The organism is Arenibacter palladensis (genome assembly GCF_900129275.1).
Classification (GTDB): Bacteria; Bacteroidota; Bacteroidia; order Flavobacteriales; family Flavobacteriaceae; genus Arenibacter; species Arenibacter palladensis.
Window position 1 is genome coordinate 23,215 of the sequence record NZ_FQUX01000016.1, and the last position, 14,249, is coordinate 37,463.

Genomic DNA, 14,249 nt, shown 5'->3' on the forward strand with positions numbered 1-14,249 from the left:
ATTGGTTTCATTGTGAAAATTATTTTATTGATCCATCATGAAAATTCGCTAGGATACAGTATGTTGCGATATGCAAATTTTTTAAACCAAGGAATGCTCAAAAGAGGGCATGATGTTGAAATTTGGGGTCCAAAGCTTTATTTGTCCAATCATAATCTTCCTGATGGTCTCAAAAAGTGGTTGCGTTATATAGATCAATTTGTCATTTTTCCTTTATGGTTCAAAATTAAAAGCAAAGACCTTCCATCGTCAACCCTCTATGTATTAATTGATCAGGCCTTGGGTATTTGGATGCCTTTGTTGAAGAATAAAAGGCATGTTGTACATTGTCATGATTTTATAGCTCTAAAATCTGCTCTAGACAGAATAAATGAAAACCCTACAAGTTGGACTGGTAAGATTTATCAAAAATTAATTCTAAAAGGCTTCTCTAAGTCTAATTGTTTTATATCCATTTCCAAGAATACACAGGAAGAATTAATACAATTTCTTAATAAAAAGCCTGCTTTGCATGCTCAAGTTTATAATGCCATAGATCCCTTGTTTATTCCAGGGTCATCGGATGTAGCCCGGAATGCTATTGGTAAGTATTTAGAACTTGATGTGAAGAACGGTTATATACTTCATGTTGGGGGGAATACTTTCTATAAGAACAGGGTAGGAGTTGTTGAACTCTATAACTCTTGGAGGAACATGACGAAAAGTAAGTTGCCTCTTTTGATGGTGGGATCAGCACCAGATGCCAATTTAATTGAACACTTTGAGGCATCACCCTTTCAAAAAGATATATATTTCTTAGTAAAAGTAGATGATATGCTGCTTTTAAAAGCCTATCAGGGAGCCAGTGTATTCGTTTTTCCATCCTTGACCGAAGGATTTGGTTTCCCAATAGCGGAGGCCATGGCAGTAGGCTGTCCTGTTATGACTACCGATGAGGCCCCAATGAATGAGGTTGGGGGAACTGCGGCAGTTTATATAAGGAGCTGCCAAAATAAAGAGGGAGTTGGCGCATGGGCCAAAGAATCTGCAAAGGTATTGGAAAAGGTATTGCAACTCACAGAGGAGGAAAGAGCCAATATGGTATTAAAGGGATTGGCTAATGCACAGCGGTTTGGAGAGGATAGAATTTCTGATGAAGTAGAACGAATTTATAAGAAAATTGTGGCCAATGAAGTCCATTAATCAGGAATATATAGGAATGATTAAAGAATTATTTATAAATAAAGTAAAGCTATTGGGGCTCTTGTTATTTGTTCTTGGGGTTTTCATAATATTTTATTTAAGCTGGAAATCCAATCCGAACGTAGGGGAGCTCTCTTTCGTGCCAGATTGGCTTGCGGATTGGACAGATAAAGAGCGAAATAGTCGAAGGAGAACTGCGGTACCGTTTATAGGTCTGGGTATTTTGCTAGGAGCTTATCTTAGTTACAAAAAAAGAATCAGTTTGGGATCTTGGTTTTTTGTTTGGATAGTTCTTGGGATTATCGTTTCTGTAGCTGAAATGGGTCAGTATTTTTTACCTTCAAGAAGCCCGGATATGAAAGATGTAATTTGGGGTGTGGTCGGATCAAGTGTGGGTCTAGGTACCACATTCTTGATAAGTTTATTTATAAGAACGATAAAAAATAGATTTTGAAAGAAACAAAAGCTAAGCGCATTTTATTTATTGGATATAATTTTTCTCCAGAATTAACCGGAATCGGTAAATATTCTGGTGAAATGATGCATTGGTTAGCGGAGAAAGGGCATCATTGTACAGTTGTTACGGCATATCCGTATTATCCCTATTGGAAAGTGCAGAAACCATATAGAAAGAATCGATTTTGGTATAAAAAGGAGGTGACAAGATTTGATTCGGGGGGGCAACTCCAGGTATTGAGATGTCCAATGTATGTACCTAAAGAACCTACTGGTATAAGACGGATGATTTTGGATACTTCTTTCTCAGGCACGGCGTTTGTTGCCATCTTGGCCCAATTATTTCAAAAAAAATATGATTGGGTGATTTCTGTAGCGCCATCTTTTCAATTTGGTTTGTTGGGGGTTTTGTACAAAAAACTAAGAGGGGCTAAACACTTACATCACATTCAGGATTTACAGATAGAGGCAGCCCAGGATTTGGGCCTCATAAAGTCTAAAAAATTATTACAGATGCTATATGGTACTGAGCGATTCATTTTTAAACATACAGACATCGTAAGCAGTATTTCGGACGGGATGATGGATCGGATAGGGCGTAAAGCGAATAAACCTATTTTGTTTTTTCCAAATTGGACAGATACTACCAGTTTTTTTCCTATCCCGGATAGCATATCATTGAAGGGGAAGTTTGGTTTTAAGTCTACGGACTGGGTAGTGCTATATTCTGGGGCCATTGGTGAAAAACAGGGTTTGGAAGCTATATTACATGCTGCAAAAGCATTGGAGTCCTATCCTCAAATACAATTTGTAATATGTGGAACGGGACCTTATAAAATGAACCTTAGGGAGATGACTTTGGGAATGCATTTAGAGAATGTGCAGTTCTTTCCACTACAGCCCAAAAAGGACTTTAATGCTTTTCTAAACATGGCAGACTTGCATTTGGTGATCCAAAAAGAAAAGGCAAGTGATCTAGTTATGCCATCTAAGCTTACCACAATCATGGCCGTTGGCGGCTTAGCCCTTATAACGGCCAATCCTGAATCCACACTACACAAAGTAGTTAGTAAATACGAAATGGGTTTATTGGTAGCCGCCGAAAATCAACAGGTTTTAATTGTGGCTATTTTAGAGGCGTATCTCAATAAGGACAACAAGAGTGTTAAAAAAGCGGCCAGGGTATATGCTGAACAATATTTGGCCATCAACAAAATTATGGAGGCGTTTAACTGTGAATTGCATCGATAGATTTGGTAATCACTGAGCATTTTGGCTATTAACATCACAATATTTAACTGATATTAAACTGCGGATTTTTATTATTCTAATTTATAGAAGTGTTCAGGTTTCTTATAAAAATAATCCCAATACTGAATCGCAAACTTTTGTGATAATCTTTTCAAGTTATAACTAATTAATCCCCCACTTTTGGGTTTTTATAAGACTAATTACATATGGGTAATCACTTTTCTAAAATAATATTTGAGCTTAAAACGAAAATTTTAAGTCCAAAACTGAACAACTTGCATAGAAAGTCAGAGGCCAGTTTAGGGGTCAAAAGTTTATCTACCCTAAATTTTGTAAAACGGCAAGCTATAATACAACATGCAGTTAAACATTCCACATTCTACAGGGAGAAATATGCTGGATTGCCTTTGGTTGAGGACGGAATGCAAACGCATGAGGATTTTTTAGCTTTACCTCCTCTGACCAGGGACGAACTCCGTTCGAATTTTAGAAGTATAAAGGCAGATAATGTAGCTTTTTCCAATTACCGTAAAGCGAGAACATCGGGAACTACAAGTGCTCCGGTATTCTTATTACACGACAAAAGACATCCTGAAACCCCAATCCGATGGCGCATACTGAATTGGTGGGGTATAGAGCCTTGTGAAAACCAAGCCTTTATTTATAGATATAAAAAACCTTTTATTAATAGCCTGAAAAACAAGGCTTTGTGGTGGCCCACCAAGCGTGTTTTTTTGGCTATGGCAAATCCAAGTGCCAAACAACTAAATAAATTTGTCCACGATTTCAATCATATTAAACCAGCTCTCGTTCAGGGCTATGTGGATGTTGTATTTGAGTTTGCCATGTATTTGCTGGATAATGATATAAAAATTCATCCTCCAAAAATGGTCTGGGTTACCTCAGCGCCACTATTTGAAGAACAGCGGGAAATAATGAAAAAGGCTTTTGGCGCACCGGTTTGTGATCAATATGGTAATACTGAAATATTATTGATTGCGGCAGAATGCCCGGTACAGAATGGGTTGCATATGATGCAGGACACCGTGCATATCGAATTTGTGGACGACAATAATCAGCCAGTCCAACCCAATACTACTGGTAAAATATTGTTGACAGATTTGACCAATTATGCCTTTCCTTTAATACGATATGAAATTGGTGATGAAGGAAAATACAAGGACCATATGTGTAGTTGTGGTAGTTCACTGCCTTTAATGGATAATGTTAGGGGGCGCCAATCCATGAATATTCGAACCCCCTCCGGGCTTCGCATTAGAGGTGAGCATATTATGGCCATGTTTGAAGGTTATATGAAAGCCTTTAAAGAAATTCAATTGCGGCAGGAAGCTAATTTCTCTGTCTGTATCGAATATGTCCCTAGAAAATTAAACCAAGGCTCGAAGGAAGCCGATGAAATGACAAAATTACTAATGCTCCGTGCACGTTGCGAAATTGCGGTGGACTGTAGGGAAATTCAAAAAATACAACAAGTAGGCTTAAAATCCCCTTTGATTATAAGTAATTTAGAATTGCCATGAATACACGTTACATTCCTGGAACTTGGGCATTAGAAGGTGCAGTAAATACAATTTGTTGTCTATTTGCCTATTAGCAATTATGATATATGTAATGTAATTACGACACTTTTCGATATCCTTGGAAATTGACGTACTATCAAAAACCACCCTAAAAACAACTGCTTCAAAATGAAAATCAATTATTTCTTCCGGCATCCTGGGATAGGGCATTCAATACATCGTGTTTTTAGAACATTGATTGAGGAATTGGATGGATCATTTGAAATCTCCATCCACGAAGTTCCATGTGAAGGCTCTAAGCCCATTCATATTTTATGGAACAATATTTTTGTGCATACAAAAAGAGATAAGCAAGCAATAAATCACATAACAGGACATATTCATGATGTTATCTTAGCATTAACAGGAACGAAAACCATATTGACGATACACGATTTAGTTTTTTTGGACAATGTAAAAAATCCAATTAAGCGATTTTATAAATGGTTATTTTGGTTGTATTTACCCTTAAAAATTGCAGATAAGGTAGTTTGTATTTCCAACCAAACCAAACGGAACATTTTAAGTAAAATTTATACGAACAAATTATTGGTAATATATAACGCTGTGGATCCTATATTTAACCATCAAGTGAGGATATTCAATCAAGATAAACCGGTCATATTGCATATAGGAACTGGATGGAATAAAAATTTAAACAGGACGATAGAAGCATTAAATGGCATAACATGCCATTTGCGAATCATCGGAAAACTATATGATTCGCAAATAGAGTTGCTAGAAAATAATAACATAGAGTACTCCAATCAATTTGATCTTACTGATGAAGATATTAGAAATGAATATGTAAACTGTGATATTGTGAATTTTCCATCATTATATGAGGGTTTTGGGATGCCCATAATAGAGGGGCAACAAACGGGAAGAGTGGTGGTGACCTCTAAGATTGAACCTTTGATCGAGGTGTCCTGTGGTGCTGCTGCGTTTGTAAAACCTGATAACATCCATTCCATTAGACAAGCCTATCTTAACGTCATTAGTGATGAATCCTACAGAACTAGTTTAATCGAAAAAGGGTTGGAAAATGCAAAAAGATTTTCAGTTAAAAATATTTCTCACCAGTACAAAGAATTATATCAAAACATAGCCCGAGCATGAAAATTCTTCGCATTATACCCAGTATGAATCCAAAACAAGGTGGCCCTTGCCAAGGGATTAGAAATTCTGTTCCAGAACTTGAGAGGTTGGGAATAGAAAATGAGGTTGTTTGTTTGGATAACCCCACTGAGGATTATTTAGGACAAGATCCATTTGTCATAAATGCCATAGGAGAAAGTATAACACCATGGGGATATAATAGAAATTTGATACCATGGCTAATGTCTAATTTCAATCGTTTTGATGCTATAATTGTACATGGTTTATGGCTATACCATGGCCATGCCGCTATCAAAGCTATTCTAGCGTTTAGGAAAACCAATTCCACATCACCAAAAGTCTATGCAATGCCACATGGAATGCTAGATCCCTATTTCCAAAAAGCCAAAGAACGCAGATTTAAAGCTTTACGGAACGAACTTTACTGGAAATTGATTGAAAAAAGGTTGGTTAACCAGGTTGATGGAGTTCTATTTACGTGTGAGGAAGAATTGCTTCTGGCTAGAACCACCTTCGGGAATTATAAACCCAAGAGGGAAATTAATGTGGGCTATGGTATACAGCCCCCTCCAGTCTACAAAGTTGCTATGCGTAAAGCTTTTGCTCAAACCGTTCCCCAGTGGAATGGAAAGCCATATTTCATCTTTTTAAGTAGAATACACCAAAAAAAAGGAGTGGATTTATTAATTAAGGCCTATATAAAAGTAGAGAAGGAATTGGGGAGTTTACCGCAATTAATAATTGCAGGACCAGGACTGGAAAATGATTATGGTAAGGAAATGCAAGCATTGGCTTCTGCTTCCCAAAATATAATGTTTCCAGGTATGTTAAGTGGTGATGCTAAGTGGGGAGCTTTTTATGAAAGCGAAGCGTTTGTACTGCCTAGTCATCAAGAAAATTTCGGTATAGCAGTGGTTGAGGCGTTGGCTTGTGCAAAACCAGTACTTATAAGTGATAAGGTAAATATTTGGAGAGAAATAGTAAATGAAAACGGGGGGCTTGTTAAAAATGATACTGAAAATGAAACCTATCAAATTTTAAAACAGTGGGTCTTATTAGGTGAAGATAAACAATCTGAAATGGCCAATGCCGCTCAAGGTGTTTATAAGAACTATTTTACAATAGGGCAAGCAGCACTTCAATTTAAAAATGGAATTAATTTATAGAACAATATGGCCAACATACTATTTGTTATAGGAGTATATCCCAATTTTGGAGGGACAGAGAAAATAACAACTGTCCTTGCAAACGAATTTGTTAAAAAGGGATATGGAATTTCAATTGCTTCATTTAAACAGGAAATACCATCATTAGTATCGGAATTGGATGAGTCGATAGAGTTGATATCACTTAAGTATCCGGTCTTGAACAGCCAGAATATTAAAATCTTGAAGGCCTACGTACATGAAAAGAAAATAGACTACATCATAAACCAATGGTGTTTACCTTTCCATGTTACCCTATTGATCAATTTGGCAAGGAAAGGGACTGAATGTAAGTTGATATCCGTACTGCACGGTTTGCCGGATAGGAATAAACGATTGCTAACGGTTCAAAACAAGGTTGAGACATCAAAGGTTATAGTGGCCAAATCCCTTTATAAATTTATCCACCGAGTTTTTTTAAAAATTACTTCGATCAATCTAAGATATGTCTATCGTTACAGTGATCAATATGTAGTGCTGTCCAAAAGTTTTATCGCTTCCTTTTTGAAATTTTCCAATATAAAAAATGAATCAAAGATCAGGGCTATTTCAAATCCAATTACAATAGAAACTGCGCCACGTTATATATATTCCATCCCTTCTCGGGACAATGACAAGGAAAACACAATATTGTATGTTGGTAGAATGGATTATGCAAACAAAAGGGTGCATCGGGTGGTGGAAGCATGGGAGAAAATTTTTAAGAAACACCCAAATTGGAAAATGGTACTGGTAGGAGATGGACCGGAAAAAGAAGCCTTGGAGGCATATGTTGAATCGAAGGAAATATTAAATTTAAAATTTGAAGGTTTTCAAAAAGAAGCTCCAATAAAGTTTTATAAGAAAGCTTCGATACTTCTACTCACATCAGATCTGGAAGGTTTCGGGTTGGTAGTTTTGGAAGGTATGTCATTTGGAGTGGTGCCTATTGTTTATGGTAGCTATTCCGCTATTTTCGATATTATTGAAAATGGCAAATCCGGTTTTATTACTCCAGTGCCTTATGAAGTCTCCAATACGGTTGCCTGTATAGAGAAATTAATTCAGGATAGACAACTTCTTAATGAGATGTCTAATCAGGCAAGGGAAAAGGCAATGGATTATGAAATTGATATCATTATTGATCAATGGCATACTATGTTTCAGGGATTGAGCGCTACCATTTAAAAATTGCCCGGACAGTTATCTGTGGGCAAAACAGTTTTATTTTAAAATAAAGAAATTGAAATATGGATTTATCCAAATATAAGGAGCCTAAACCAAAGTACTTAAAAAGGATTATTTGGTATGTGGTGAACCGGACTATCTTTTACTGTATTCCAGGAATTCCCTTTAGATATATGCGTAATCTTATCCTGCGTGCTTTTGGGGCTAAAATACCCTTAAATACCTTAGTGTATTCGTCGTGTAAGATATGGGCTCCTTGGAATTTAGAAATTGGTAAGAATAGTTGTGTTGGGCCAAATACAGAATTGTACAACAAGGCGGCTATAATAATAGGTGATAATTCTGTGGTTTCCCAGGGGACCAAATTATACACGGCATCCCATGATATTACAGATATGAAGCATCCTTTAATTATGTATCCTATTCATATTGGGGATAAGTCGTGGATAGCCGCAGATTGTTTTGTGGGGCCTGGCGTTACCGTAGGTGAAGGTGCCGTTGCCGGAGCCAGGGCGGTTGTTTTTAAGGATGTAGCCCCATGGACGGTCGTTGGAGGCAACCCAGCAAAATTTATTAAAAATAGGGAAATTAAGGGCTAATGTATTCTATATCTACAGTCATCCTTACATACAACGAGGAAAAGCACATTGAACGATGTATTAAAAGTGCAAAGCAATTTTCACAGGATATTTATCTGGTAGATTCATTTTCTACAGATAGTACCATCGCAATTGCCGAATCACTTGGAGCTAAGGTGTTTCAAAATAAATGGGAGAATAATCATGCCAAACAGTTTAATTGGGGGCTGAAAAACTTACCAATCAAAACCGAGTGGATTTTTCGATTGGATGCGGATGAGTATTTAACGGATGAGCTGATTGAAGAGATCAAACAGAAAGTGCCATATCTGTCGGCCGATATATCAGGGGTGGTATTTGAACGTAAAATGTATTTCTTAAATACATTGATGACCAAAGGTATGGTTCAAATGAATATGCTACGTTTGTTTAGGTACCAACATGGATTCTGTGAAGACCGGTGGATGGATGAGCATATAGTCCTGACGCAGGGAAAAAGTACACAATTTTATGGGTATTTTGTTGATCATAATTTAAATCCACTTGGGTGGTGGATACAAAAACACAACAACTACTCCATACGCGAAGCAATAGATTTATTGAATCTGGAATACCATATATTGGCACCTAAAAGCGATGAGGCAAAACTATATGAACTTTCTAGTGACGCCCAATCGAAAAGAAATAAGAAAAAAAAGTATGCCAATATGCCATTGTTCTGGCGTTCGTTTTTCTATTTCATGTATCGTTATTTTTTAAAATTTGGCTTCATTCAGGGAAAAGAAGGATTTTTATGGCATTTTCTACAAGGGTGGTGGTACCGTACCTTGGTTGATGCCAAGGTATACGAGGTAAAACGGGTATGCGGAGATGACAAGGAAAAAATAAGGAAATATTTATATCAAAACTATCAAATAAAGTTATAGGCATTAAAGGGGGTATAGATGCTAATATTGAAAATGAACCGAAAAATAAAAAAACTAATATTTATTTTGCCAATTGTATTGCTGGCCGTTGTTGCTTTTTATCCTAATAGGTTAAATAGATACGTCAAAAGGAAATTTCGTGCCTATGCTGCTGCTCCTAAAAGTGAATTGAAAGGGGTCATGTTCCAAAGGATAGAATTGGTCAATATGGTCAAGGGGCCGTATACCAGTTTGGTGATAGGGCCTGATCATAAATTGTATGCAAGTGCTATAGATGGTAAGATAATGCGATTTCTTATTCTGCCATCAGGTGATTTACTATTGGAACATACGTTTAAACCATTTGGAGAGGTATCTAAATTTACCATTGGGTTAGCTTTTGATCCTGCATCAAAATCTGATAGTTTAATAGTTTGGACCACCTATGCGGAAGGTAGCAGTAGCTGGGTGAAGTTTCCCGACTCTCCGGAGGAGCATGATAAAACGAACTGGGCGGGTTGTATGGCTCGCTTGCATTTAAACAGCACAACCGACCAAGTTTTAAAAAATGAATTGGTATTACAAGAGCTGCCCACTTTTGGTCCAAACCATGAGAATTATGCAAATTCCATTGTCTTTGGCCCGGATGGAAAGCTCTATTTTGGACAGGGCGCTAATACGGGAATGGGGCTGTGCGATTGTGAGGAGAACCAGGAACCATCCAGGGAAGCCTTGCTATCGGGTGCTATTCTATATCTTGACTTAAATAAGCTGCCTAAAAAGTTGCCGATTGTAGTTAAGACATTGGATGGTGGTGGCAGCTATGACCCCTATCAGGTCATGGCACCCTTAAAGATTTATGCCACTGGCCTTAGAAATGCTTATGATATGGTTTGGCATAGTAATGGCCAGTTGTATACAACTATCAATGGTTCTGGCGGAAATGAAAATACTCCGACCTCAGATCCTGAATCTCCCTATTATATTCCACCTTATATAAAAATCAACTATACCGGCTCCAAAGATATCCCGGCTGTAATTGGTGCCCAGCCAGATCAAAATGACTTTATGGCAAGGGTAGAGCAGGGAGGTTATTACGGGCATCCTAACCCACTTAGGGCTGAATATGTTCTTAATTATGGGGATGCCGCTTTGGATAATTCTGCATACGACGGGGTAGTGCCCGATGTTAATTTTAAAGGCTTTACCTATGATTTTGGACCTCACGTTGCTCCTACAGGTGTGGTAGAGTATAAAAGTGAAACTTTTAATGGACGATTAAAGGGATGCCTTATTGTGGCACGGATGGGGCACAACGATTTGGTACTTGTAAGGCCGGATGGGGAAAAAAAGGATATTGTTAAAGATTATGACGGATCGGAAATGGGGTTGGAATTGGATAGCGGGCCATTGGATGTCGTAGAGGATACCAAAACAGGGAATATTTATGTATCGGAATTCGGGAATAAGACAATCACCTTATTCCACCCTATAGAAAAGGAAGCCACCAGGCTTGTGAAAGAAGGAGGAAACAAATCAAAAGAAATATTGGATCCGTTGGAGGGAGGGAGAGTAATTTATGAGCAAAATTGTCAGATTTGCCACGGAGCAGAAGGCCGCGGTGGAATAGCACCAAGTTTGGTTGATCGGAAATGGATAAATGAACGGGATAGCATGATGCTAATAATTGAAAATGGATCTGGGAATGGAAGGATGCCAGCCTGGAAACACAAGCTTTCGAATAAAGAAATTAAATGGATTGAAGGTTATATTATATCCCTGCAAAAAAGGGCAGGGCATTAACGGTCATAAAATTAGTTGGTTGCTCCCTAATCTAATCTGTGTTTAAATATAACCTATTAGCTGCCCGTCAATATCTACATTACTGGAAAATTTTGAAAAGGGAAAATAGTTTTACCTCTTTGGGTAAGAATTTTTAAAATAAAACTCGTGTATTTATGCCAATGGTTACCATTGACGATAATTTTGTTGAACATTAATCAATCTTTTTATTATGATTAATCCTTTCTTGTCCATTATTATTCCTGCGTATAATGCTGTTGATGTAATAGATAAATGTATTGGCAGTATAGTAGGTCAGTCCTACACAGATTTTGAGGTAATCGTTGTTAACGATTGCAGTAAAGACTCCACGGATAATATTATAGAGCAATGGTCTGAAAAGGACAAAAGGATAAAAGGGGTACATTTAGAGAAAAATGGGGGGGTATCCCGCGCCCGAAATATTGGCATTACATATGCAAAAGGTGAGTATATTACCTTTATTGATGCGGATGATTATATTGATACCGAGTATTTTGAAAAGGCCTTTTCCGGTTCTTATAAATTCGACTTGATTGTATTGGGGCTGCAAGTAGGGGATGTGGGTAATTTTGATGTAATAAGTCCAGAAGAAAACTCAGCTTCTGATCTACTTGAGGTCAGGGACATTTATGCCAAATTGGATAAAGAACGAGCGCTGCTCTGGGGACCTTATAATAAATTTTATAGAAAAAGTATTATCGTTTCTAACAACCTTACCTTTCCCAGTTTTTCTTTGGGAGAGGACCAGTGCTTCGTGTTCAAGTATTTTCTTTATGTGTCCACTATTAAGACTGTTCCTTACGCGGGCTATTACTACATAAGAAATGAATCTGCAAGTTTATCCCGCGGGGTAGAACGATCATTTGAAGATGTTGACCAATTCTTAAGTTTAAAATTTCAATTAGAAAGTGACCTTTTTAAGAAATTGGAACTCCCGGTGTTATCAATGGATGAGTTTTCCGAAAGAAATTTACTTTTTTATATGGCTAGGGTTTTTGGACTATACTCCAACAAATATAAAATAGAACCATACGCAAGGCGAAAAACTCTAAAGAAGATTCGAAGCGAGCCTTGGGGCAAGTACTACAGGCATTCAAATTATGGGTTTAAATACAATATGCTTAAACCGTTTATTTTGTCCTTGCCAATTATTTTTTCGGATTTGATACTCGTAATGTTGTTTCGGAAATATTACGGATGATTTCTTTCATGGTAATCTTTATGCTGTAACGAATGGAAATGTACTAACGTCCTTAGCGGGGAATCCGCTTTGGTATAAGGCATACCCATCTTCAATTGAAGGATAGACATTGGTATAGTATTGGTTTTAAATGTGGTTTATGTCTCCATATTAAACCGCCTTTTTAATTTAATTATGGAGAGGCTCAAATATAGTAAATCATTTTAATACCCATTTTAGGCTAAGGTATGTTGAACCAATATCCTTTTTGGGACAAAATTTTACTTGGTGGAAGCAGCTCACCTGGGCCTTTTGTCACCTGTAAATTGTAACTTCATTACAGCTGAGGTTAATCGGTAGCTTTCCTATTTTACTGCAATTTGTAGCCATACCAAAATGGCAAGAAGTTTTATTAATAACCAAAAATAAATATATGAAAAATTGGGCTTTTGGTGAAAATTCGCTTTTGAAGATTATCCTGGTTCTTATATTGCTATTATGTATGGTAGAAATTAGTTTGCGAATCCTCTTGGGTTTATGCAACGCTCCGCTATATGTTTCAAGCAATACATATGAATACGCGGCTGCACCTAATCAAGATGGAAGGCGATTTGGGAACCATTATCATTACAATTCTTTTTCTCAAAGAAGTCTGGAACCAGATTCTTCCAAAACTATAATTTTAGGGCTGGGGGATTCTGTTCTTTTTGGAGGGGTACAATCAGATCAAGAGAATATAGCGACCTCTTTGGTCACCAACCATTTAAAGGACATACAAATGCTAAATATATCTGCTGGTAGTTGGGGACCGGATAATTGCGCGGCATATTTAAGGGAAAAAGGGACGTTTTCCGCCAAGGGGATGTTTTTAGTAGTCAGTAGTCATGACGCCTATGACAATATGGATTTTGAACCAGTTGTGGGTCTTCACTCATCATATCCGAAACATCAGTATGTATTGGCCTGGTGGGAATTATTGGATAGATATATTTTGCCAAGGCTGAGGTCATACTTCAGTAAACAAGAAAACCTAGATCCCGATCAAAAAGTTTTACAAACTATTCATAAAAAGGGGCTAGTTTTTAATCCAGGCTTTAATGGACTTAAAACCATTTCAGATAGTTTAAATATTCCTTTGATTATTTATTTGCATGCGGAGAAGGCAGAGCTTTTAAATAAAAAATATAATAATGAAGGTAAGGAGATTATACAATGGGCAAATCTAAATGGTATAAAGATCATTAAGGAATTGGAATACAATTTTGTTGATTCCGATTATAGGGACAATATTCATATTAACGATAAGGGACAGAAAAAGTTGGCAAGGATAATAGTAGAACATTTACCTTAAACCTTGAGTTTGTTTTGTCATTGGAATAGGGTAAGTGTATAGACCTCGTCTTAAGTAGTATTTTTTTGATATTCTGTGGTGCGTTGAAATGATGCTTAAATTTTTATCCACAGTATATATCACTGGCCAATTATATCTAACGTCAATTCTTCCTAAAGGAGGCACTAGATCTTAATTTAGCTTGCAGGTCTTGACTCTTTACCAGGCAATGGTCAATTTTTAATTATGTCAGCTATTTGTGCAAGGCTATAGTATTACATAGTGGTATCAATTGCAAGTAACCAAACTTGAACTTTGAATGGTGTTATTTGATCCACTTACCTTAAAGCATCCATCTAGGGCAGTAGTGATTACATTAACATTGTTTAGTGTTACATTGTCCCCGTTGGTATAGTCCAACGGATAAATTGTTGCCGTCAGAGAATTGTCCTTCAGTGTCATATTTTCAAAA

The 14,249-nt window shown here is 37.1% G+C and carries 13 protein-coding genes; 12 read left to right on the plus strand and 1 reads right to left on the minus strand.

The genetic code is table 11. The features are described 5' to 3' along the window. Positions 1-12: 12 nt before the first annotated feature. The 12 genes from BUA60_RS22545 to BUA60_RS22600 all read left to right on the plus strand — a co-directional run bounded on the left by BUA60_RS22545 (position 13) and on the right by BUA60_RS22600 (position 13,798). On the plus strand, positions 13-1,182 hold the full coding sequence (locus BUA60_RS22545) for a glycosyltransferase family 4 protein (RefSeq protein ID WP_072865809.1): 1,170 nt from the start codon (positions 13-15) through the stop codon (positions 1,180-1,182). 16 nt (positions 1,183-1,198) lie between these two features. Continuing rightward, entirely contained in the window at positions 1,199-1,636 is a 438-nt protein-coding gene (locus tag BUA60_RS22550; RefSeq protein ID WP_072865831.1) for a VanZ family protein, read from the plus strand. Continuing rightward, on the plus strand, positions 1,633-2,889 hold the full coding sequence (locus tag BUA60_RS22555; protein WP_072865811.1) for a WcaI family glycosyltransferase: 1,257 nt from the start codon (positions 1,633-1,635) through the stop codon (positions 2,887-2,889). Before BUA60_RS22550 ends, BUA60_RS22555 begins: the two co-directional genes overlap by 4 nt. A 275-nt stretch (positions 2,890-3,164) precedes the next feature. Next, on the plus strand, positions 3,165-4,430 hold the full coding sequence (locus BUA60_RS22560; protein ID WP_143153267.1) for a phenylacetate--CoA ligase family protein: 1,266 nt from the start codon (positions 3,165-3,167) through the stop codon (positions 4,428-4,430). A 168-nt stretch (positions 4,431-4,598) separates the two neighbouring features. Beyond that, entirely contained in the window at positions 4,599-5,588 is a 990-nt protein-coding gene (locus tag BUA60_RS22565) for a glycosyltransferase family 4 protein (RefSeq protein WP_072865815.1), read from the plus strand. 23 nt (positions 5,589-5,611) lie between these two features. Continuing rightward, complete coding sequence (locus tag BUA60_RS22570; protein WP_394333340.1) at positions 5,612-6,754, plus strand: glycosyltransferase; 1,143 nt, start codon at positions 5,612-5,614, stop codon at positions 6,752-6,754. Positions 6,755-6,760: 6 nt separating this feature from the next. After that, a complete protein-coding gene (locus BUA60_RS22575) occupies positions 6,761-7,960 on the plus strand; it encodes a glycosyltransferase (protein WP_072865819.1) in 1,200 nt (399 codons plus the stop codon). Positions 7,961-8,022: 62 nt separating this feature from the next. Continuing rightward, positions 8,023-8,559: a DapH/DapD/GlmU-related protein gene (locus tag BUA60_RS23350; RefSeq protein ID WP_072865821.1), complete on the plus strand. Its 537-nt coding sequence runs from the start codon at positions 8,023-8,025 to the stop codon at positions 8,557-8,559. Beyond that, positions 8,559-9,464 carry a glycosyltransferase family 2 protein gene (locus BUA60_RS22585; protein ID WP_072865822.1) on the plus strand — a complete coding sequence of 302 codons (906 nt, stop codon included), beginning with the start codon at positions 8,559-8,561 and terminating at the stop codon, positions 9,462-9,464. The genes BUA60_RS23350 and BUA60_RS22585 overlap by 1 nt, the downstream gene beginning before the upstream one ends. A 33-nt stretch (positions 9,465-9,497) precedes the next feature. After that, the gene (locus BUA60_RS22590; protein ID WP_072865824.1) at positions 9,498-11,246 is read left to right on the plus strand and encodes a PQQ-dependent sugar dehydrogenase; all 1,749 of its coding nucleotides are present in this window, start codon (positions 9,498-9,500) and stop codon (positions 11,244-11,246) included. 211 nt (positions 11,247-11,457) lie between these two features. Further along, complete coding sequence (locus tag BUA60_RS22595; RefSeq protein ID WP_072865826.1) at positions 11,458-12,468, plus strand: glycosyltransferase family 2 protein; 1,011 nt, start codon at positions 11,458-11,460, stop codon at positions 12,466-12,468. Positions 12,469-12,880: 412 nt separating this feature from the next. Then, positions 12,881-13,798 (plus strand): hypothetical protein, encoded by a 918-nt coding sequence (locus BUA60_RS22600; RefSeq protein ID WP_072865828.1) that lies wholly within the window; start codon positions 12,881-12,883, stop codon positions 13,796-13,798. A gap of 267 nt (positions 13,799-14,065) precedes the next feature. On the opposite strand, the gene BUA60_RS23225 is transcribed toward BUA60_RS22600, so the two are convergent. Next, positions 14,066-14,249, minus strand: a 184-nt coding sequence (locus BUA60_RS23225; protein WP_218587961.1) for a hypothetical protein, incomplete at its 5' end; no start/stop codon positions are given.